The sequence below is a fragment of the Desulfocapsa sulfexigens DSM 10523 genome (assembly GCF_000341395.1).
Lineage (GTDB): Bacteria > Desulfobacterota > Desulfobulbia > Desulfobulbales > Desulfocapsaceae > Desulfocapsa > Desulfocapsa sulfexigens.
In genome coordinates this window covers 1,248,948-1,269,598 of sequence record NC_020304.1, presented here as the reverse complement: position 1 = coordinate 1,269,598, position 20,651 = coordinate 1,248,948, and the positions used below count along the sequence as shown (strand labels likewise).

Genomic DNA, 20,651 nt, shown 5'->3' with positions numbered 1-20,651 from the left:
ATTGCTAGTACAGGGCTTCCAGAGCTTCAACCAGACTCCCCACAGCAACAATTTCAAGACTCTTCACCGGCTGCCGCGGAGCATTGGCCTTGGGGATCACCGCCCGACGAAATCCATGTTTGGCAGCCTCTTTCAATCTTGCTTCACCATTGGCCACCGGTCGAATCTCACCGGAAAGCCCTATTTCTCCAAAAAAGAGGGAATCATGAGGAATAACCCTGTCCTGCAAACTGGAAACTATGCCCACCATTGCGGCAAGATCAGAACTTGTCTCGTATACCCGAATTCCCCCCACCACGTTTACGTATACTTCGTCACTGGCCGTGGCGAGCCCCCCATGCTTGGCAAGCACTGCCAGAAGCATGGCAATCCTGTTTTGATCCATCCCCACTGCCAGACGTCTTGGATTGCCTGACTGGCATTCAGTAACCAGGGCCTGAATTTCCACAAGCAATGGTCTGGTTCCCTCCCATACAACGGTTACCGCACTACCGGATGCCGGAGTACCTGATCGTGACAGAAACATGGCAGAGGGATTCTTAACTTCCTTCAAGCCCCTGTCGGTCATGGCAAAGAAACCAAGTTCCCCCACACTGCCAAAACGGTTTTTGTCGGCCCGCAAAATACGATACCTGGCATCATCAGTGGATGAGAGCACCACCTGAGCATCCACAATGTGACTCAGGGTCATGGGGCCTGCGAGAGAATGATCCTTCGTCACATGGCCGACCATAAAAATGGAAGTGTTGGTTTCTTTAGCATAACGGGTGAGAATTGCCGCGGATTCCCGCACCTGGGAGATTGACCCCGGGGCCGATTCGGAAGACATTGAATGCACGACCTGGATAGAGTCAATCACAACCACCTGGGGCTCTTCTTTATTCATCACTTTGCAGATTTCTTCAACGGATGTCTCAGCCAGCATCTTGATATTGCCAGCTGGAAGTTCCAGCCGATCGGCCCGTTCGGCAATCTGCTGCGGAGATTCTTCACCGGATACGTAGAGTACCGGAATCCCGGATACCGAACCTTTTGCCAGCGCCTGAAGAAGAAGAGTTGACTTGCCAGCCCCCGGCGCCCCGCCGATAAGCACAACAGATCCGCACACAATCCCCTGTCCCAGGACCCGGTCAAATTCGGCAATTCCGGTTGAAATCCTCTCTGCCCGACTTCTATCCACTTCAGAGAGTAATTGCACCATGGAGTGCTTACCACTATAACCGGTGGAGTGCCTGCCTGCAGGACTCCTTCCCAAACGGACTTCTTTGACGGTGTTCCACTCCTTACAAACGCTGCACTGTCCTAACCAGCGGCTGAAATCTGCACCACAATCGGTACAGACAAATGCTGTTTCCTGTTTTTTTGCCATCTCAACTCTCTATGTCCTGGAAGATTTTATACTGGCAAAAACATTAGCATACTTGCACCATATAGAAAAGCACAGATCCCCCTTTACTCATGCCATCATAAGTCCTATTATGTTTTCTATGAAAAATAATACAACAGCAGCCACATGGATTCCTCTCTCCTATTCCCTGTCATTCCTCCTGCGCTCTAAACGCCTGATGGGGTGGAGTGCCATTCTTGTCATTCTCACCATGGTCTTTACCTGGGCAGGATACCTTTTTACCGTCGATTTTGTGGATGGCCTCACTGGAAACTTTTTTCTCGCTCAACCAGAAGCCGTTGGCCTTTGGGGATGGACAAAATATCTTGGCTGGCAGGCGATGTATTGGAGCTTTATCATCGTCAGTCGCATTGTGGCTTTTTATCTCGCGTTTCTTATTGCCTACAGTCTCTCCGCACCGGGATATGTTTTCCTGTCCACTGCAACGGAAAAGAAACATGCTGGCGAAAATTTTGAGCCGGACGCGGCACTGAACATAACAGGACTTCTGACTGATCTCTGGGAGGGGGTTAAAATCGGACTGTTTGGAATACTGGTGACCATTGCGGCACTGATAGCTAACTTCATCCCCGGAGTGGGACAGGTCCTTGTATTGCTGCTCTACACCTACTACTCAGCTCTGATGTTCGTAGACTATCCAAGTTCCCGTAGACGCTGGAGTCTTGGCCAGAAGATCTCCTGGATCAAAAACCACAACAATCAATCACTTCGTCTGGGGATCTTTCCTGCACTTCTCAGCCTGGTTCCAGTGTTAAACCTGTTTTTCATAGCTATGATATTTCCTCTGATGACCGTACACAGTACGCTCAATTTTGTAGCCATAGAAAAAAACAGCGGGGGGAATCAGCAGGCAGCCTGAACAGAAGTCATGAGAGGATTTTTTTCAGTTTTGGGTCTTATGACTACCTTGTTTTCCCTGGTAACTAATGTGTAACAGGCCAAAGCTCCCGAGCGATTTCTCATTTTCAACTCCTGCCTTGCACTACGGGGTAATTTTTTAGGAAGATGATAACAGGTGCGCTCCCCAAGAACTATCTCTCGGCCAGCAGCGTGAGCCTCTAGTCGCGCTGCAGTGTTAACCGTATCCCCAATAACAGTATAATCTTTCCTGTTTGCTGATCCCACACTGGCGAGGATTGCACTTCCAGTATTAATCCCTATACCTATTTTGAATACAGGCTGATCCCTTCCAGCGCGTTCTTTCATCAGAGCTGCAGTGGCTTTCTGCATATCAAGCGCTGCCCGCACTGCTGACCTTGCGCCATCTTTTTCATTGGAGATATGACCGAAAACGGCCATGATCTGATCTCCCACGAACTTATCAAGCATCCCGTTATACTTAAATATAATTTCAATCATTATTGAGAAATATTCATTGAGCATGGCAACAACCTCTTCAGGCTCCATGTGCTCAGACAACGCGGTGAATGACCGAATATCAGCAAAAAGAATCGTCACATCTTTTCTTTCATTCTTTAACAATTGACCATCTCTCGACACCATCAGTTTGTCGACAAGATCCTTACCGACATAGCGACAGAGTTGATTACGTAACCTGTTCTCTTTTTCAAGCTGTTCATAGGATTCAGACAAATTACTGGCAAACTCCTGGAGTTGAAAACTTCGACTCTGCATGTCACGGTTTGTGCGATTAAGCTTTTCAACCACCGAGTTAAAATTTGCTGCAATATCATACAATTCCCCCTCAACATTGACATCGACTGGTTCCAGAATATCACCGGAATCAAGTATTGCAGTCTTTCTTGCAAGTGCCCGCATTTGATCCGAAGACCTTCGCAACATGGTAAATCCCATGAGTATGCTGATCAGGACCAGTGCAGCACTGAAAATCACCAATGTACTACTTAATTCTGTTCGGCGCGTAAAAAGGTAGACAGCCAGAAGAAAGGGAATAATCCCCATCAAAGCCAGACTCGTCTTCAGTTTTCTGTAAAAACTGATATTATTTTTTTTCTGCAATATTTTCATCTCTACTAAAGCTGTACATTTTTACTTACATCCTAACTATTTTCTACAACAAATACCTACCATTAGTAATGGTCATGCTCGAAAGACAAGACAAAAAATGATAATAGGATCTTTCTAGCAGGAGGTGGACATGATTAACGTTTTCATCACCCAATAACAACAAAAATATTTTTTGCAAGTTCAATGATATACTATAAAAACCAAAGACTGAAGGAGCATAATAGAAAAGCAATTCACATTTGAGGACGCTTTTTTGTGGTAAGATCACAATCAGGGTGCAACAATAAAAATGCTCTCTGGTACATCTGGTTAGGAGGCTTGGCGGAAGCCTTGACTGTTCTTTGGAATATTTCCTGATCAGGAAAATTTTCTCCAACTCTATTGGTTTCACCTGTCCTTTGGCCATACCCAACAGACTAAAATTTTTCCTTTCTCTACAACTGGGCAACAACAAAGCGGATGTAAAATTGAGGCAAATCTGATATCCTCCGTAATAAAGATCAACTATTTTTTATTAATTTTACCAATTACCACCCCTCCTCAGCCTACCCGCCTGAGGAGGAGTTTTTTCGTGTTGATTATATGGGCATCTTCGGCCTGGACGGCCGCAGCAGAGCCACCGGGGATGGTTTTATGGCGTCCCATATAATCGACACGGAACAACTCCGGGTTGCAAAGCTGAGTTTCAATAATAATCAGGTTAATTTTTGTGGTGAAACAGACCAAAAGACACAACTTGGAGACTAAGCAATCTTCAATACCCTCTCATTGGAGGACAATCCATATGCAAGATTGGCGTGAGCAAAAGAAAAACCTTGAAATCAAGGCAGAAAATCTCCATCAGTTCATAGAAGCCGGGTCACGGATTTTTATAGGAACCGGCTGCAGTGAACCAGTTAGACTAACGGAACAATTAGCTAAAAACAAGCATCGCTTTAATGATTGCGAGATTGTCCATTTTCTCACCCTGTCTGATAACAAGTTTTTTGATGATCAGGAGCCTTCACTTTACAGACATCAAGCCCTCTTTGTCGGAAGTTCGATCCGCAGGGCAGTCAACGAAGGCAAAGCAGACTATATCCCCATTTCTCTGTCTGATATCCCCCTACTCATCCAATCTGGACGGCTCCGAATTGACGTGGCACTCCTTCAGCTCTCTCCTCCTGACAAGCACGGATTTTGCTCTCTTGGTATAAATGTTGATATTAATCGAACCGTATTTGAACACTCAAAAATTGTCATTGCCCAGATCAATCCGGGAATGCCAAGGACCAGTGGTGACTCCTTTGTTCGTTTCGACGATATTGACCACTTTGTCTATGAAGAGACAGATCTTTTGGAGTTTCGATATCCCGAGCCCGATGAACTCACAAAAAAGATCGGGAAGTACTGTGCAAGAATCATAGAAAATGGTTCAACTCTACAGTTTGGTATCGGAAGTATTCCCAATGCGGTATTAATGCATCTCACCGACAAGAAGGATCTGTCAGTGTATAGTGAGGTTATATCAGACTCTGTAATTGATTTGGTTGAATCCGGGGTGATTAACTGCCGTAAAAGCTACCGTCCCCACATCCTCACCTCTTTTGCCATGGGCACACGTCGACTCTATGACTATGTGAACGAAAATCCCTTCATAGAATTCCAGTCCACCGAGACAATCAATAACATCTTTAATATTGCCAAAAATACGAAACAACTCTCCATTAATGCAGCTCTGTCTGTTTCAGTTACTGGCCAGGTTAACTCCGACAGTATTGGAGCAGAAATATACAGTGGCGTCGGAGGCCAACTCGATTTTTCCCGAGGAGCCGCACTTTCTGAAGGTGGTAAACCGATCATCTGTCTCCCCAGTATCACCGCCGACGGTCAAACGTCACGAATTGTGGTAACTCTGGACGCCGGTGCAGGGGTTGTTATCCCCAGGAGTGAAGTACACTACGTTATTACGGAGTGGGGTGTTGCTTTTCTCCATGGTAAATCCATCCGTAATCGGGTTTTACAGATGATAGGCATCGCTCATCCCAAATTCAGAAAAGAACTCCTGGAGCAGGCCCAAAAACTCCATTTCATCTATCAGGATCAAATGCTTCCCCTGACTCAGGATGGAGTGGTTATTCTCTATCCGGAGGAATACGAGTGGAGTTATACCACACCAGACAATGAGCACATTTTTTTTCGTCCGGTAAAAAACACAGATGAACGTATGTTGCAGGAACTCTACTATGAGCTTGACCCGGAGGACAGACGTTTCAGATTTTTTTCGCCTAAAAGCACTTTCTCCCACCAGGAAACCCAAACAGCAGTCAATGTGGATTATGAATCTATCTTCGCCATAGTTGGCATCATTGGAGATGAGGATAAGCAGAAAATCGTATCCATCGGCTCATACTTCCTCAATCGTTCTATCAACATGGCAGAAGTTGCATTTACTGTAGCAAAAGGATATAGAAACCAAGGCTTCAGTAGACACATGCTGAACAAATTGATAGATATAGCCAAGGAGAAACGGATTAATGGATTCATGGGTGAGGTGTTGCGCATGAATGACTCGATGCTCCATCTCTTGAAAACTTCTCCATATGTGATCAAATTTGAATCGGAAGGAGAGACCTTCTCTTTTCGTTTTAACTTCAACGAAAAAAAATAACCAATTATGTTACCTCTAATCACACCGGCCTCAGAGGTTGAGGCAACTCCCATTGGCGCAGCAAAAAATACTTCCATGCAGGTGCTTATTCCACCCTCTGCTGCTGATAATTTCATTATGCGCAGAATTACCATTAAGGCTGGTGGCTCCATGCCCAATCACACCAATTCAGTAGAGCACGAACAGTATGTGCTCTCTGGCTCAGCAGAAGTTGGCATTGGTGACAAAATGTATCAGGCAAAACAAGATGATGTGCTGCTGATCCCCGCGGGTGTCCCTCACTGGTACAAAGCCTCCGCAGATGAAGACTATATTTTTCTCTGTTTAATACCGAACAAAAAAGATATTATTACTCTGGTGGATGCCTCCTAAGCCGGATTTCTCATGAACTGATGAGAAATCCGGGCTAATCCTCTGAACCTATGTCTCCACATCTTACTCAATTGCTCACCCAGAAGAGATTAAAAACGATATTTCGGCTTATTCAAAGAGGCCTTTGACCGCTCTTTACTCCCCTCCATCAGCTTCTGAAGCTGTGCAAGCTCAGCCTTTGCCTGACGCAACGCATCTTTCAACTGACTCTGTAGTTCCATATCTGGTGCTTTCCGTAGCTGCTGTTCAATCTTTTCAACAACCTTTTGACTCTTGTACAGATCTCTGGCTAATGCTGGAAGATACATGATAAATCCCTATTTAAATTTAAAAACTTCCTTGCGTTTCTTTTGGACATATGTTCAAAAGAACGGTGCGTTACGTGTAGATTCTTTCCACAATTTATATCATCAGGAGGATAACCAAATGGCTGAATTTCTTTTTGTTTTACACACCGACGACAATGAAAAGGCAACCCGATGCTTCCAGTTTTCCAAAATCGCCCACGACAAAGGACACAAGGTCAACATTTTTCTGGTGGACAATGGAGTTGAATGGGCCGTAAAGGGAAAAAATGGTACGATCAAAACCACCACAGGCGATTGTGTGGCAGATTACCTCCCCTACCTTGAAGAGAAGAGCGTAAGCACTGGTGTTTGCACCCCATGCGCTCAAGGGAGAAATCTGAATGAAGAAACATTCCTCTCCAACATGAATCTGGATACAGGAGGCAACCTGATAGATATGGCCGCCACGGCCAGGGTCTTTAATTTTTGAGAATACTTTCTTTCTGCTATATACTCACGGAGCGATGATCTCATTCTCTCAACGCTCTGTGAGAGTGGGGATGATCACTCTTTTTCAGATGCAATCAGTTCCGGGGTCCAAAAAATAACATCCCGCTCCTCAACTTCTTGCCACAAGCCCGGCCCATCCCATTCTTTTACCTGCTCATGATAGCCATTATGCATAATTTTTAGGGTGATTTTTTCCGCACTCACTAACTGATCCTCATCAAACTGACGTACACCTTGCACAGGAGTATTGCCAAGATACACCCATTGTCCATGACAGGGGATATCCTCACCAATTACCTGATAGAGGACATGAGCCCCCTTGGGAACGGAATTAATTTTGAAATGAACAGTTTTCTGACTTGAACAGCCGGCCAGCAGGACACTTGCAGTTATAATACTGACCAGAAAACACACCCTGAAAATACTCTTTTTTTCCCCACACATCTCGTATTAGTCCCTCTTTTTCAGTTCAACTGTGACGGGCTGCGGCTCCTGAATAGCGTCTGCCTTTGTAGTATGACGCATTGTGACCCAAAAAGACGTTATTTCTTCTATATATCCAGCCTTTCGCAATTCCACGGTGGCATGCTTGGCCTCATCGTTATCGCTCTCCCAGGTTACCAGAAGCGGTGTCATCCCGAGATGGGTGTCATCCTTCAGATTAATAACTTCTGCTCCAGGAGGAATCGTCTCAACCTTCACAACTCCATACATTTTTTGGCTACAAGCGGCCAGGGAACCCAGCACCAGTAGAACTCCCAATTTCACAAAACACTTCCAAACAGAACGGTTAGACAGCATATTCTCTCACTTCTTCTATCTTTTAGTATTGCCTTCGCCCCTGAACGACGAGACGATTCTTTTTAATTTACTCATTATTACCTTTTCATAAGACCAGGGGTCAAGGCAAATCAAGTTTTTATACAAAAAGCAACCCTTCTTCGCAGCACTCTGCAAACCTCCACGGTGAAAGGAAACAACCAAGGGCCAGGCTATTTTTTAAGGCAAACTACGGCATTGCTTCGAATAGCATTGAGTACCGTCTCAACATTGTTTCGCAGTGCCCCATCCATGGTCGTTACCAGATCAATAAAACGACAAGGAAATTTTGCCTTAAATCTATCAATTCTATAATTTTGGGCACTTAAATTCCCGGTTAACTCCAGAAATGGATCTTTCTGCTGAGTGGTCTCTTCAACTGCCATTCGAATTTGATCCACCTCATAAACACCATCCAGAAGTGCTTTCATAACAGGGATAGTCTGATCCGTTTTTGTATCTGGAATATCCTGATAAGAAACCATAAAATGTCCCTGTTCCAAGAGCATTAAACGAAGCAGTGCTTCCATTCCCCGGCTGCTCCCCTGTTTTGCAGAAACAATACTCCCATCAACAAGTACAAGTTCTCCATCCATTTCAGTAAATGTTATTATTCCATTCTTTTGTGAACCATCAATATTTTGCAGGAGGTCGCCTAGTCCGATTTCCTTGATATCGCCGCTGAGGGCAGCTTTGTTCCCAGCAGGATGTTTCCCTTTCCTACGAAGAATTGCCTTAATCCTGGCCATGAGTTCCGCACCGTTATAGGGCTTTGTCACATAATCATCAGCTCCAAGTTCAAGTCCCTTGATTTTGAGATACTGGCGGTCAAGGCTGGTGAGAAAAAGTACTGGAATATCAACACTTCGAGGATGTGTCCGCAGGACTTTAATGGTTTGAAATCCATCTATCTCGGGCATATTGATGTCAAGAAGGATCAGGGCAACATCCTGCTTTTTCAAAACCTCAAAGCCCTCCTTACTGCACCCTGCATGAAGGGGGGAAAACCCCGCCAGTTCAAGATGTTCCCCTAAAATTTCGTGCTGGGCCTGATCATCATCTATAATCAAAATATTTTGGTTACTCATTGCTTATCCATTACTGATTCATTTGCTTTTACAGGGATACGTACAGTAAAACAACTGCCACCTCTTTTTCGGTTTCTGGCAAAAACTTCCCCACCATGGAGATTGATTATATTTTTAACAATATAAAGTCCAAGACCGGAACCTTCTGGACGTACATCAAAATTGGTGCGCCCCATATAATAACGATCAAAAATATTAGCTATTTCTTCCTCATCTATCCCCTTACCACGATCACAAATCTCCACAGTAATGTCCTGAATGTCCTGGTTGACACACACTATTATCCGCCTATCCGCAGGAGAAAACTTGATACTGTTGGACAGGATATTGGAAATAACCTGTTCCATTCGCAAGTGGTCAAAGAAAACTGGAGAGAGCACCCCTTTAAGGGACATTTCGATTGTAATGTTTCGTTCAGCAGCAACATGCTGCTGCCTGGTGATACATTCCTGAACCAGGAAATCCAATCGTTCAGAAGTCAGCTCCAGATCTATTGTTCCCGATTCAATACGATATAAGTCTAGAAGCTTATTAATAAAAACCAGCTGTTTTTGTCCTTCTTCTTCAATACGCTGAATATAATATATTTTTTTTTCCTCATCCAGGCTTGAAAAATATTCTTGAAGAAGACTGGCATAGCCGATAATTGCAGCAAGCGGTGATTTCAGATCATGGGAGGTGACCGCAATCATGTCACTCTTGAGCTGGTTCATACGTGATAACTCAAGATTTTGACTCTCCAACTGCTTTTCATTTTCCTTAAGTTTTCGTTCAGTCTGCATCCGGGCCAATTCACCTCCAGCAAGTGATTGTAGTACCTTCACAAGCGCTCGTGTACTTTTTGTTTGAGTAATTGGTTTCGTATCCATGGCGACCAGAACCCCAAGAACCGTCCCATCCTGGTTTCGCAAGGGGAGCCCCCAATAAGAATTAATCCCCTGATCCTGCAATACTTTGTCCTGAGGAAAACGATCATTCACCCGATCTGTTATAAACAACTCACCGCTATGAACAACCACAAAACCTGGAGTGTGTTGTAGGAGAAAACTTTCTCTCTTATGAAACCCTTTTGGATCACGAAAAACAACAGGACGAATAGTATCACCACCTTCAATCAACTCACCAATCATCACCTGGCTGGATCCACACAAGGACGCAAACTGCAGCAACAACTCCTTGAAAAACTGATCCCCAGTCATCCCGGAAATATTATGAACAATAAGCTGCATCGCTTTTTCGCGCTGCACCATTTCCCGTTCCAGCTCCTTTCTGACCGAAATATCTCTCAAACGACAAATATAAGCCGCATCCCGACGCTCAACTCCCTGCAGAGGAACAATGGTTACCTGGATTGAAAAAGCAGTTCCCTTGTTATTGATTAAAGAAAATTCTTCTATCCAGAGTGTTTCATCATCAGCAACCAGAAACATATGAAGGGAACTGAGCTGCAACTTTGACAAAAATGGAGAGAAAAGTGTTTCAATATCTTTACCAATCAACCCCTGTCGCGGATACCGTAAAAGTGCCAGAGCGCTATCATTAACATCTTTAATAACTGCTTCCTCATCGAGGATAAGTTCAGCTTCGGCTGTTTTTTGAAAATGCTGATAAAAAATCGAATGCCTTCTGGTAAAAAGTGGTTCTTCGTTCACGCCTCTATACAGAAGGGTGTAGTATTTTTTTTGTTTGAGGAAAATCAGTTCTAAGGGCTTTCCCCATTTCGAGGCCATGGTCAAAGTAAGGGATTCCCCATCCTTCACAGCTTTTAAAGCTTTCCGGGTACTTCTGACAATTGATGGTTCCAGAATGTCAAAGAAGTTCTCCACATCCTCGCTATTTGTAAATCTTTTAAGATACTCACCACCCGTGTGTAGCACAAAATCAGTCGTGAGTTCTGCACACTCCCATTGCCTCGGCAAAACCGTGTTGATCATGCTCTCTGAATTAAGATCCACGACCTGTTCTTGCTCTCCCTGAGTAATTCCATCAAAGGGATCTGATGTAAAAAAGGCATGAACATTCTTTATGTCTCGCATCCAGGAGATATCACGTGGTCCCCATGTTTGCAGAACAGGGATGGCTACATCAAGCAGATCTGATGAAAATAACTGGCCACGTCCCTTTTCCAGTTCTTCAATAGCATACTTGTGGCCACTTTTCGTCCCTTCGCTCCTGCTTGAGATATCGTATTGCTCACAGACATGGATGATTTGAGAAAGCAGTGGAATACCATCTCCTTTCAGGCCCGCTGGGAAACCTGTTCCATTCCAACACTCATGATGAGCTGCAAGCACAGGAGCAAAGTGTTCAAGTACCTTCACATCACCTGCGAGTTTGGCTGAAACCAATGGGTGCTCTCGATACAATAATGATGCTGTAGCCACAATATTCTGATTTTTTGTAAGTTCTCCCTTTGGAGCAGCACAAATTCCCACGTCATGGAGAAGTCCTGCCCAGAGGGCCTGAAGTGGGTCAACATCCACAGAATGAAAAGCTTTGGCTATACGATGGCAAAAAAAGGCCACCCTGTTAGAATGAAACCCGTTTTTTTCTACTTTGCAGTCAGCCACCTGAGCAATCAACCACAAAAGCTGCGAGATCAATTCCGGAACAGAAATAAAATTAATCTCAGAAAAAGAATCCACCATCCCAGAGCCACAACACTCCCTGGGATCACTCTCTTTAAGATAAACCAGGCTTTCCTGGGTGGAAAAAAGGTGTTTTGCACCTTCAACAACAACGGGAGCCACGCTGCTTCCCGATTGCTCATTCAAAAATGTCCGTATTTCCTTGAGTGTTACTTCTTTATTCTGCCTGAAAAAGATATCCAGAAGATCTGCAAGGTGTAGAATCCCAGCCTCTGAGCTTATCTCATGCTGCGATTTCCCTTCAGGAAAGCCAGTCCCATCATATCGTTCATGGTGGTCGGCAACCCATCCCACCAGAGAGTGAAAAGGATGAAAACTCTTTAGTATCTCTGCCCCGTATGAAGCATGATTACGCGCCTCAATATCCTGAAAACTATCAAGTGCATGATAAAGGACATGTCTGTCAAGGCTCATCCCCCCGATATCATGCAGCAGACCCGCAACATACAGCTGCGCCGGTTTTCCAATATATATCTGCTTGGCTATCGCCTGGGACAGGTCAGCAACCCGCAACCCATGGGCAAGATTTCCTTTATCACTCAGGTCGAGAATTTTTGATAAAAGTGAAACTAAGTCGAGGAGAATTTTCTGTTTTTCCGGAAAACTTTGCATAGAGTGTGGTACTGTTTCCACAAATATTATTTACACGAGTGGTAACTGGAGAGAAGCTAAAAAGCTTGAGCGTTTAAAGAATACTTCTGGATGCTATAAAATAGCCGACAGGAAGTCAACATCATTCATTATCATACATCCCCATTCTGCTGAGGGTATGATAATAGGATTTTCTACAGAAGGGATACAAAATGTAAAAGTTTACCAGCATCACCCAAAAACTGAGCACGCAAAGAAACCCCGCTTGTCAGTCTTATCGGTTTTCTCTTACAGAAAGGAGGAGTTTTCAATGCAAGAAAACCTCAGACAAGCAATAACGACGCTGGTAAACCTCTACAAATTAAAATCTTAGGCCAATCCGATACTGCTTACAATACGATTCTGGCAACACTCTCCATTGACAGCGTTCCCCCCATTACCTCACGCCTCCGTTTCCTCAAGTAATGGGTTGTTTTGTGCGACCTTACTGCCAATTACAAAGGCCGCGCCTATAAGGAAGAGGTTCTTCACAATATATTGCCCTTCAAGACTGAGCCCGAATGGTACTGAGTGAAAACAGATCTCAGGCAAAACAATCAGTGGCAGAAACGTACCAGGAAGTTCTATTAGTAAAAGCAGGAGAGCAACCCTGAGTAACGGTTTATAGAGAAGTCCAATACCTATTGTTACCTCCCAGCATCCCAGAACAAACAAGACAACTTCCGGTGGAAAAAAATAGACCGTGTTTTTTATCAATTCCTCTTCTGGACTCATTCCCAGAGGTTTTAGCATGCCAAACCAGATAAATATCAAGGCCAGAGAAATTCGCATCAGTCCCTGACAATATTTATCCATCCAGGCAGAAATTTTTCTGTCTATTAATGCCATATATGGGCTCATGCTCCATCCTCTCACTGATACCTATCTTTTCCTCTGCTACACATTGATACAGAGACCATCTATAATTGCTGTTGAGTGACGAAGTGCATATGTAAGTTTGCATTCATAATGACGAAAACTTTTCTCCTGCCGTTTACTGAGAATACGAGCTAACTCCTCGTCACTGAAAATCGAATCTTTCTGTTTCGCCAGATACACCAGGCAATCAACACAGATATGGAACGAACTCGCATTATCATCCCTAATCACCTGCCAGCATTCTTTTTCCTCCCTTTTATACGACTGGCATTTGTTTTTACGGTTGCACTGAATAATTTCCCAACACTGTAGTTCAGATTGTTTCGTCATAATTCCCTCAACCCACCTCATTGCACACAAGATATCACAGAGCCGTAGGCTCAGCCTGAATGAAGTATATCCAATATTCCTCTCACAGATATTCATTACTTTCCATCCGTAAGATTCTTAACAAATAAATACTTGAGTATTATAATTAAGTAAAATTTGTAATAATTATGCTTAACATTAGCACAACTAATGTTTTTTTCTTTTCAAGCATTCCATCTTTTCTAAGCTTCCTCCTCTATCAGGAACCTGTCAAACTCTGAAACTCAAAGTTCAAAAATATTGTGGATCTAATAAAGAAAGATAAAAGTGAAAAAGAAAAAAATTGTTGTTAAAGGTTGGTTTTCTGGTGCAATATAGACACCAGTCTTTTTAGAAAAAATGAGTGCTGAGAAGGTGCGTGACATCACCATATGTTTAATAGAATTTCCTAATCACCACTCCTCTTCAGCCTACCCGTCTGAGGAGGAGTTTTTTCGTGTTGATTATATGGGCATCTGCGGCCTGGACGGCCGCAGCAGAGCCCCCAGGGATGGGTTTATGGCGTCCCATATAATCGACACGGAAAAACTCCGGGTTGCAAATGTTTCGGAGGTAATTAGTTAGAATTTTAACAGATTACGCCAATCAATGATCCCCTATCCCGACCTTTATTTTCTCCTCGCTCAGCACAGTAACGGTCGCCTGGTCCTCTTATCTGCCTGTTACACCAGTTCGGACATAACCAGATTAGCAAAACCCCTCCCCCTGTCCGTCAGAGCAATCATTCCTGCATGCTGCTCAACAAATCCATCCCTTATAAGATTTTCAAGTGTTGCACCATAATAATCCAAAGCATTTATCCCGTAGCGTTCGGTAAGACCCGGTAGGGAAAATCCACTATTCAATCGTAACGCCATAATAACCGTTTCTCGAAATGAGGCCTCGATATCTAAATTTTCCTCCTCAATAACCACCGATTTTCCAGCCTCAATACGATCACAGTATTCCACAGGATCCGCAATGTTTCGTTTGCGGCTTCTCCTTACGCAGGAGACTGCCCCCGCCCCTACTCCCAGGTACTCATTATTTTCCCAGTAGGTTATATTATGACGGCATTGATATCCTGTTTTTGCATAATTGGATATTTCATATTGGCGTAGACCGGCAGAATCGGTCAATTTCCTCGTAATATTATCCATTGCAGCTAGTTCATCTTCACCGGGCAACTGTATTGTTCCTCCGTACATCATTTGCTGTAATGGAGTCCCCTCTTCAACCGTTAACTGATAAAGCGAGAGATGCTTTACTCCCAAAGAAATAGCTGTTTCCAAACTCTGGTGCCAACTCGCAGTAGTCTGACCGGGAAGCCCATACATCAGGTCAAGGCTTACATTTTCATACCCCGCATTCCCTGCCATAGATACTGCAACGACAGCCTCTTCTGCTGTGTGAATACGTCCTATACTTCTCAACTCCTTATCAATGAACGACTGCACCCCGAAAGAAATCCGGTTGACACCTGCAACGTGTAAAAAATCCAGTTTTGCCATATCAACTGTTCCTGGATTTATTTCCATTGATATTTCCACATCCTGCATTGCAGAAAAACAATTACGATAAGTAGTTATAATTTTACCTGACAAATCGCCAGGTAAAACAGATGGTGTTCCTCCTCCCAAAAATACCGTCTTGAGGGACTCCACGCCCCCCGATGATGCAACATTTTCCATCTCGGCACATAGGCATTCAACATAACGTGACTGCAGGCCCTCCAGGCCCGCATACGAGTTAAATGAGCAGTAACTGCACTTGGCTGAACAAAAAGGAATGTGAATATAGAGCGATGAGGTCATACTTTGCTGGAATGAAGACGTTCCATTGTCTCCCGGCACGCATCATGGATCTCCGCCATCAGACCATTATCAGCAAAGGAAAAACTGTCATCACCTATAATGATATGATCAAGGAGACGGATCTGCATCATACCTCCAAGTAAGGAGAGCGTTCTTGTAAGCTGCATATCCTGTGATGATGGAACAATTGAACCAGAGGGATGATTGTGCGCTATGATGAGAGCTGCAGCATTGCGCTGCAAAGCCTTTTTTATAAGTTCTCGCGGGTAGACGGTGTTGACGTTAATGGTACCTTCAGCCACGGTTTCCGTGTCGAGAATAGCGTGTGACGAATCAAGGTAAATGACACAGAGGACCTCTTTTTTGAGGCCACGCAGCGCGTGGAGGAGGTAATCCCGCACGTCAGCAGAGGAGGTGAGATAGCGTTTCCCCTGAAGCCGATCCCTCAGGTAACGCCTGGCCACTGCCTGAATAAAATGAACAGCAAAACCGTTTTTGGGCCCAATACCCGTTATTTCCTGCAATCCGGCAAGTGGTGTTTCGAGTACGGCAGCAAGTGATCCAAACTGTTTCAGAGCTCTCCGCGCTGGTTCTTTACAATCACTTCTGGGAGTCCCAAAGGAAAGGAGCAGTTCCAGAATTTCTTTATCGCTAAATCCATCAAGCCCCCGGTCAAGGAATCGGTCGCGGAGACGCTGTCTATGTCCTGCCCCCTTTCTCTGCCAATCCTCCTTCTCCATTGCCCCCAGTCCAACCTCCTATTTGGTTAATTCTTCAGAAAATAATTCATTGGCAATTTTAGGGTTCGCCTTACCTTTTGTCTTCTGCATCAGCTGACCAACAAAGTACCCCATAAGCTTTGTCTTTCCGCCTTTGTAATCTTCAGTCTGAGAGGGATTGGCTGCAATAATTTCCTGAACAATGCCCCGTAACTCGCCTGTATCTGAAACTTGTATAAGATTTTTCTCTTTAACTACGGTCTCAGGATCCTTCCCGGATTCCATCATTTCAAGAAACACCGTTTTGGCTATTTTCCCTGATATGGTCCCATCATCCACCATTTTCAACAGAGCCCCCAACTGCTTGGCCTTGACGTTGCAAGCAGTAACATCTTCTCCCTTCAACTCGCGCAGCATCTCTGTCATTATCCAGTTTGAAACCTTCTTTGCCTTCCCGCAATTTTTGACAGCTTCCTCAAAATAATCTGCTAAATCCCGTGAGGCTGTGAGAATTACTGCATCATACTCGGGCAATTCGTACTCATTTACAAAGCGTTCTTTTCTCGCATCTGGCAGTTCAGGAAGAGTGCTTCTGATCTCCTCAATCCAACTCTCATCGATAACTACCGGAATCAGATCTGGACAGGGGAAATATCGATAATCATGTGCCTCTTCCTTACTGCGCATTGCAGTTGTCCGATTTCGATCCGGATCCCACTGTAAAGTCTCCTGCGTCACCTCTTCTCCATCAAGTAACAAATCACGCTGACGTCGCACCTCATATTCAAGAGCTGCCTGTACATTTTTGAAGGAGTTCATGTTTTTGAGTTCAGTACGTGTCCCCAACTCTATCTGTCCCACTGGTCTAAGCGATATGTTTGCGTCACAGCGGAAACTTCCTTCCTGCATATTGCCATCACAGATATCAAGATAACGAAGGATGGCGTGAATTTTTTTCAAATAGGCATACGCCTCCTCTGGAGACCGCATATCAGGCTCTGACACAATCTCAAGCAAAGGTGTTCCTGTCCGATTCAGATCCACATATGACACTGGTTCCCTATCGTCATGAATCAATTTGCCGGCATCCTCTTCCATGTGCATGCGAGTAATGCCGATCACCTTCTTTTTCCCGGCTACTTCTATCTCCACCTTACCAAACTCCACTATAGGGAGATCAAACTGTGACGTCTGATACCCCTTGGGGAGATCTGGATAAAAATAATTTTTACGGGCGAATTGGTTAAAAGTATTGATAGTTGAACCCGTTGCCAATCCCATTTTGATTGAATATTCAACAACTTTTTTATTTAAAACCGGCAGTACGCCAGGCATTCCCAGACATATTTGACAGGTGTGGCTATTGGGAGATGCCCCAAACTCAGTGGAACATCCACAAAATATTTTCGATCTGGTCTTCAGCTGGGCATGAATTTCCAGCCCTATTACGGTTTCAAACTCCATAATTTACCCGTCTTTATAAGTATTTTTTATCCATGACACACAAGACAACACCTAAGCTCTTTCAGCTCTGTTGACCCATTCTCTAACCTTTAGTAACTCGTCACGCCACTCAGGACTGACTCGAAGGTGTAGGAAAATCCGAAACAACCCAAGAACCATTCGAATAAGTTCCTCAAAGAGGTAAATTCTCTCCAGAACCATTCCCTCACGCTCTTCGGGGTCATTTTCGTTTCCCGACTCTCCTCCGGTTTTTGGAAGTTTCACATTTCGAAACTCCATCAAAGCCGCTGCCATGGTGAAATTCCACTCATAGTCATTAAAAGCCAGTTTAATTCTTGCCTGCTCTAATTTCTTCCCCATAACAAGGCCGGTACGTGCTTCCTGAAGCTCTGTCTGGAGCCCCCTACATACTAGACTTTCGTTTGAATCCCCTTCACCATATTCGAGAAGCATGTGTTTTTCAAACACTACTACGACATCGCCTTCTCCTGGTAATGCCACAACTCCACCTCGTTCTTCACTTTTCCACCAGAGCCAGGTCAAAAACTCCTGCCCTAGAAACCGTTTTTCAGCGATAAGATCGACTAAATCCATATTTCATACCCTCTATACAAACACATCTGGTGTTATTCTTGCCAACCTGTCCACCTCATCCTCACCGAGGAGATGCTCAGCACAAATATATGGAATCTGCTGAACTAAAGTAAGCCCAAAACTTTCCTTGAACAGGTCCTCCAACATTGACTGAGCTTTTTGATTGGTTGAGAAAAAAAGCAAAGTTGAATTTTCCAGATTCCAACACAAGTCAAATACAGAGGGCATCGGAAGAGCCTTACGTATCAATTCATTTTGTATACGTTCCTTGATCTCCACACGCATACTCCTTGATATTTTAGGGATCTGCTTTTCTTTTTTTATTCGTTCCTCTTCTTTCTGTACAAATTTTTTCACAATGGACGCAGAGACCTTTCTCTCATCAAAACGCATGGCAAGTGTAACGAAATTGCCGGCAGCATATGATGCATACTTAAAATCAGTATCAAACATGTTCGTCACCGATACCCAGCCAAGCGAATCCTCCTCATACGTCTCATCAATATCCCTAAAAGCAAAAGACGTAATACGATCCGCGATGAAATCCCAGATGTTATCGGGTAATTCCCCCTCAACGGCAAAGCGGACATAACTAGCCGTTCCTTTAACAAAACCCATTCTGTTCTCCCTTATAAAATTCCATCAAAATTCCTCACATCATACCCTATTCCATTATCTGGGTCACACCATATTTCTCGTGACTTTCTCTCTCAAAACTGAAAAAGATATTAACTAATTCTTGACGATTTAAATATGCTCATGATAAAAAACAAATATACTTTTTTCTTGACACAAGAAAAAGTACTTTGTATAAAGGCTTGCTCCACGGGTCGTTAACTCAGTCGGTAGAGTATCTGCCTTTTAAGCAGAGAGTCGTGCGTTCGAGTCGCACACGACCCACCAACATATATACATTTGTCCCCATCGTCTAGTCAGGTCCAGGACACTGGGTTTTCATCCCAGCAACGCCGGTTCAAATCCGACTGGGGACGCCATACAAAAAAGGTCCTTGAAAATATTTTCAAGGGCCTTTTTCTTTTTTTACTATTCTAATTTTTAAAACTATGAATAGGTGCTGGGATCCTCCCCCCCCACGCTATAAACCTTGCTGATTTGTTCACATTTCTAACTTCCATAATAGGGCTCGTTCCAAACAATCCCCCAAAATTCACAATTTCACCAGCCTTTTTGCCTGGGACCGGAATAAGTCTCGCCGCTGTCGTTTTATTATTTATCATTCCAATTGCCATTTCATCTGCAATTATTGCTGAAATCGTTGCTGCATCAACATCACCTGGGATTGGTACCATATCAAGCCCCACTGAACAAACACAGGTGAGAGATTCGAGTTTTTCAATTGTTAAAGCCCCTTTAGCAACCGCCTCCGCCAGAACTGCATCTTCCATCACTGGAACAAAGGCACCACTTAATCCCCCCACGGCCTTTGATGCAAAAATCCCACCTTTCTTTACTGCATCATTTAACAACGCAACAATTGCCGTAGTTCCTGGCGCCCCCACATCATCTACCCCAAGTATCTGCAGTATCTCGCCCACCGAATCGCCTATCTTTGGTGTTGGAGCAAGTGACAGATCCACCACTCCAAACTCTACCCCTAACTCCTTCGATACCTGTCGACCAATCAACTCACCGCATCTTGTTACCCTGAAAGTGATCTGTTTGATTTCTTCTGCAATGTCATCCAACTTCATGTTATCTCTTCCGCGCCTGTTAATGGTTCTTTCCAATGATCTGGCAATGACCCCTGGACCCGAAACCCCAACATTCAGAACAACATCAGCTTCCTCCACACCATGAATAGCACCAGCCATAAATGGATTGTCTCCAGGCTGATTACAAAAAACAACAAACTTCGCAGCGCCAAAACCGCCACTATCTGCCGTCGCCTCCGCTAACAGTTTTATTGTATTTCCTATCATTGCAACAGCATCCATATTAATCCCCTTATGACTGGAACCAACATTTATAGAAGCACAAACCCTTTTGGTTAGAGCCAGGGCTTTAGGAATTGCTCCAATAAAAGCCCTATCGCTATTCGTCATACCTTTTTCAACATGTGCTGTAAAACCACCTAAGATATCAACACCAACATTTTCTGCGGCCGTATCAAGACTCTTTGCCAGTTGCACAAAATCATTGGTTTTAAAGCCTGATCCAACCAACGCTGCCGGAGTTACCGAAATACGCTTGTTAATGACAGGAACGCCATATTTCACAGAAACCTCATCACATTTTACCACAAATTTTTCCGCACACCTGGCAATCTTTTCCTCTACCTTTTCACATGTACCTTTTACCGTTCCTACACGGCAATCCAGAAGATTTATCCCCATGGTCACAGTCCTTACATCAAGGTTCTCTTTCTGCACCATTTCAACCGTAGCCATTATCTGGTCTGAGCGTAGCATTTT

At 44.1% G+C, this 20,651-nt stretch carries 19 protein-coding genes and 2 tRNA genes; 6 read left to right on the top strand and 15 right to left on the bottom strand.

The window, feature by feature from the left end:
* Positions 1-4: 4 nt before the first annotated feature.
* The gene (gene radA / locus UWK_RS05630) at positions 5-1,369 is read right to left on the bottom strand and encodes a DNA repair protein RadA (protein ID WP_015403390.1); all 1,365 of its coding nucleotides are present in this window, start codon (positions 1,367-1,369) and stop codon (positions 5-7) included.
* 118 nt (positions 1,370-1,487) lie between these two features.
* On the opposite strand from radA, the gene UWK_RS05625 reads away from it, so the two are divergent.
* Positions 1,488-2,267, top strand: a complete 780-nt coding sequence (locus tag UWK_RS05625) for an EI24 domain-containing protein (protein WP_015403389.1) — start codon at positions 1,488-1,490, stop codon at positions 2,265-2,267.
* Here the strand turns inward: UWK_RS05625 and UWK_RS18270 are convergent.
* Positions 2,252-3,388: an adenylate/guanylate cyclase domain-containing protein gene (locus UWK_RS18270; RefSeq protein ID WP_167320722.1), complete on the bottom strand. Its 1,137-nt coding sequence runs from the start codon at positions 3,386-3,388 to the stop codon at positions 2,252-2,254. The two genes, UWK_RS05625 and UWK_RS18270, sit on opposite strands and share 16 nt — an antisense overlap.
* A 793-nt stretch (positions 3,389-4,181) precedes the next feature.
* On the opposite strand from UWK_RS18270, the gene UWK_RS05615 reads away from it, so the two are divergent.
* Together UWK_RS05615 and UWK_RS05610 are read left to right on the top strand one after the other, a co-directional pair.
* Positions 4,182-6,047, top strand: coding sequence for a bifunctional acetyl-CoA hydrolase/transferase family protein/GNAT family N-acetyltransferase (locus UWK_RS05615; protein WP_015403387.1), 1,866 nt, complete (start codon positions 4,182-4,184; stop codon positions 6,045-6,047).
* A 6-nt stretch (positions 6,048-6,053) separates the two neighbouring features.
* A complete protein-coding gene (locus tag UWK_RS05610) occupies positions 6,054-6,419 on the top strand; it encodes a cupin domain-containing protein (RefSeq protein ID WP_015403386.1) in 366 nt (121 codons plus the stop codon).
* Between the two features lie 89 nt (positions 6,420-6,508).
* Here the strand turns inward: UWK_RS05610 and UWK_RS05605 are convergent, their stop codons facing one another.
* Positions 6,509-6,727, bottom strand: coding sequence for a hypothetical protein (locus UWK_RS05605; protein ID WP_015403385.1), 219 nt, complete (start codon positions 6,725-6,727; stop codon positions 6,509-6,511).
* A gap of 118 nt (positions 6,728-6,845) precedes the next feature.
* Here UWK_RS05605 and UWK_RS05600 point away from each other — a divergent pair, with 118 nt between their 5' ends.
* On the top strand, positions 6,846-7,196 hold the full coding sequence (locus tag UWK_RS05600; RefSeq protein WP_015403384.1) for a DsrE family protein: 351 nt from the start codon (positions 6,846-6,848) through the stop codon (positions 7,194-7,196).
* A 74-nt stretch (positions 7,197-7,270) separates the two neighbouring features.
* Here the strand turns inward: UWK_RS05600 and UWK_RS05595 are convergent, their stop codons facing one another.
* From UWK_RS05595 to rdgC, 11 genes are all read right to left on the bottom strand, one after another.
* Complete coding sequence (locus tag UWK_RS05595) at positions 7,271-7,660, bottom strand: hypothetical protein (protein ID WP_015403383.1); 390 nt, start codon at positions 7,658-7,660, stop codon at positions 7,271-7,273.
* A gap of 6 nt (positions 7,661-7,666) precedes the next feature.
* A complete protein-coding gene (locus UWK_RS05590; protein WP_153304831.1) occupies positions 7,667-7,984 on the bottom strand; it encodes a hypothetical protein in 318 nt (105 codons plus the stop codon).
* A 224-nt stretch (positions 7,985-8,208) separates the two neighbouring features.
* The gene (locus tag UWK_RS18265; RefSeq protein ID WP_015403381.1) at positions 8,209-9,123 is read right to left on the bottom strand and encodes a response regulator; all 915 of its coding nucleotides are present in this window, start codon (positions 9,121-9,123) and stop codon (positions 8,209-8,211) included.
* Positions 9,120-12,383: an HD domain-containing phosphohydrolase gene (locus UWK_RS05580; protein WP_015403380.1), complete on the bottom strand. Its 3,264-nt coding sequence runs from the start codon at positions 12,381-12,383 to the stop codon at positions 9,120-9,122. The genes UWK_RS18265 and UWK_RS05580 overlap by 4 nt, the downstream gene beginning before the upstream one ends.
* 420 nt (positions 12,384-12,803) lie before the next feature.
* Complete coding sequence (locus tag UWK_RS05575; RefSeq protein ID WP_015403379.1) at positions 12,804-13,262, bottom strand: hypothetical protein; 459 nt, start codon at positions 13,260-13,262, stop codon at positions 12,804-12,806.
* Between the two features lie 36 nt (positions 13,263-13,298).
* The gene (locus tag UWK_RS05570; RefSeq protein WP_015403378.1) at positions 13,299-13,610 is read right to left on the bottom strand and encodes a hypothetical protein; all 312 of its coding nucleotides are present in this window, start codon (positions 13,608-13,610) and stop codon (positions 13,299-13,301) included.
* Between the two features lie 701 nt (positions 13,611-14,311).
* Entirely contained in the window at positions 14,312-15,442 is a 1,131-nt protein-coding gene (gene hemW / locus UWK_RS05560; RefSeq protein ID WP_015403376.1) for a radical SAM family heme chaperone HemW, read from the bottom strand.
* Positions 15,439-16,182 carry a RadC family protein gene (radC, locus tag UWK_RS05555; protein ID WP_015403375.1) on the bottom strand — a complete coding sequence of 248 codons (744 nt, stop codon included), beginning with the start codon at positions 16,180-16,182 and terminating at the stop codon, positions 15,439-15,441. The genes hemW and radC overlap by 4 nt, the downstream gene beginning before the upstream one ends.
* An 18-nt stretch (positions 16,183-16,200) precedes the next feature.
* Complete coding sequence (gene gatB / locus UWK_RS05550) at positions 16,201-17,625, bottom strand: Asp-tRNA(Asn)/Glu-tRNA(Gln) amidotransferase subunit GatB (RefSeq protein WP_015403374.1); 1,425 nt, start codon at positions 17,623-17,625, stop codon at positions 16,201-16,203.
* A gap of 51 nt (positions 17,626-17,676) precedes the next feature.
* Positions 17,677-18,219 (bottom strand): hypothetical protein, encoded by a 543-nt coding sequence (locus tag UWK_RS05545; protein WP_015403373.1) that lies wholly within the window; start codon positions 18,217-18,219, stop codon positions 17,677-17,679.
* A gap of 12 nt (positions 18,220-18,231) precedes the next feature.
* A complete protein-coding gene (rdgC, locus tag UWK_RS05540; protein ID WP_015403372.1) occupies positions 18,232-18,837 on the bottom strand; it encodes a recombination-associated protein RdgC in 606 nt (201 codons plus the stop codon).
* 209 nt (positions 18,838-19,046) lie between these two features.
* On the opposite strand from rdgC, the gene UWK_RS05535 reads away from it, so the two are divergent.
* Both UWK_RS05535 and UWK_RS05530 read left to right on the top strand, forming a co-directional pair.
* Positions 19,047-19,122, top strand: a tRNA-Lys gene (locus UWK_RS05535).
* A gap of 14 nt (positions 19,123-19,136) precedes the next feature.
* A tRNA-Glu gene (locus tag UWK_RS05530) sits at positions 19,137-19,214 on the top strand.
* A gap of 54 nt (positions 19,215-19,268) precedes the next feature.
* On the opposite strand, the gene UWK_RS05525 is transcribed toward UWK_RS05530, so the two are convergent.
* Entirely contained in the window at positions 19,269-20,648 is a 1,380-nt protein-coding gene (locus tag UWK_RS05525) for a PFL family protein (protein ID WP_015403371.1), read from the bottom strand.
* Positions 20,649-20,651: the final 3 nt, after the last annotated feature.

Bases quoted from the DNA above. Each gene is read 5' to 3' on its own strand.
- radA (WP_015403390.1), bottom strand. From the start codon at position 1,369: ATGGCAAAAAAACAGGAAACAGCATTTGTCTGTACCGATTGTGGTGCA.
- UWK_RS05625 (WP_015403389.1), top strand. From the start codon at position 1,488: ATGAAAAATAATACAACAGCAGCCACATGGATTCCTCTCTCCTATTCC.
- UWK_RS05615 (WP_015403387.1), top strand. From the start codon at position 4,182: ATGCAAGATTGGCGTGAGCAAAAGAAAAACCTTGAAATCAAGGCAGAA.
- UWK_RS05610 (WP_015403386.1), top strand. From the start codon at position 6,054: ATGTTACCTCTAATCACACCGGCCTCAGAGGTTGAGGCAACTCCCATT.
- UWK_RS05605 (WP_015403385.1), bottom strand. From the start codon at position 6,727: ATGTATCTTCCAGCATTAGCCAGAGATCTGTACAAGAGTCAAAAGGTT.
- UWK_RS05600 (WP_015403384.1), top strand. From the start codon at position 6,846: ATGGCTGAATTTCTTTTTGTTTTACACACCGACGACAATGAAAAGGCA.
- UWK_RS05595 (WP_015403383.1), bottom strand. From the start codon at position 7,660: ATGTGTGGGGAAAAAAAGAGTATTTTCAGGGTGTGTTTTCTGGTCAGT.
- UWK_RS18265 (WP_015403381.1), bottom strand. From the start codon at position 9,123: ATGAGTAACCAAAATATTTTGATTATAGATGATGATCAGGCCCAGCAC.
- UWK_RS05580 (WP_015403380.1), bottom strand. From the start codon at position 12,383: ATGCAAAGTTTTCCGGAAAAACAGAAAATTCTCCTCGACTTAGTTTCA.
- UWK_RS05575 (WP_015403379.1), bottom strand. From the start codon at position 13,262: ATGAGCCCATATATGGCATTAATAGACAGAAAAATTTCTGCCTGGATG.
- UWK_RS05570 (WP_015403378.1), bottom strand. From the start codon at position 13,610: ATGACGAAACAATCTGAACTACAGTGTTGGGAAATTATTCAGTGCAAC.
- hemW (WP_015403376.1), bottom strand. From the start codon at position 15,442: ATGACCTCATCGCTCTATATTCACATTCCTTTTTGTTCAGCCAAGTGC.
- radC (WP_015403375.1), bottom strand. From the start codon at position 16,182: ATGGAGAAGGAGGATTGGCAGAGAAAGGGGGCAGGACATAGACAGCGT.
- gatB (WP_015403374.1), bottom strand. From the start codon at position 17,625: ATGGAGTTTGAAACCGTAATAGGGCTGGAAATTCATGCCCAGCTGAAG.
- UWK_RS05545 (WP_015403373.1), bottom strand. From the start codon at position 18,219: ATGGATTTAGTCGATCTTATCGCTGAAAAACGGTTTCTAGGGCAGGAG.
- rdgC (WP_015403372.1), bottom strand. From the start codon at position 18,837: ATGGGTTTTGTTAAAGGAACGGCTAGTTATGTCCGCTTTGCCGTTGAG.
- UWK_RS05525 (WP_015403371.1), bottom strand. From the start codon at position 20,648: ATGCTACGCTCAGACCAGATAATGGCTACGGTTGAAATGGTGCAGAAA.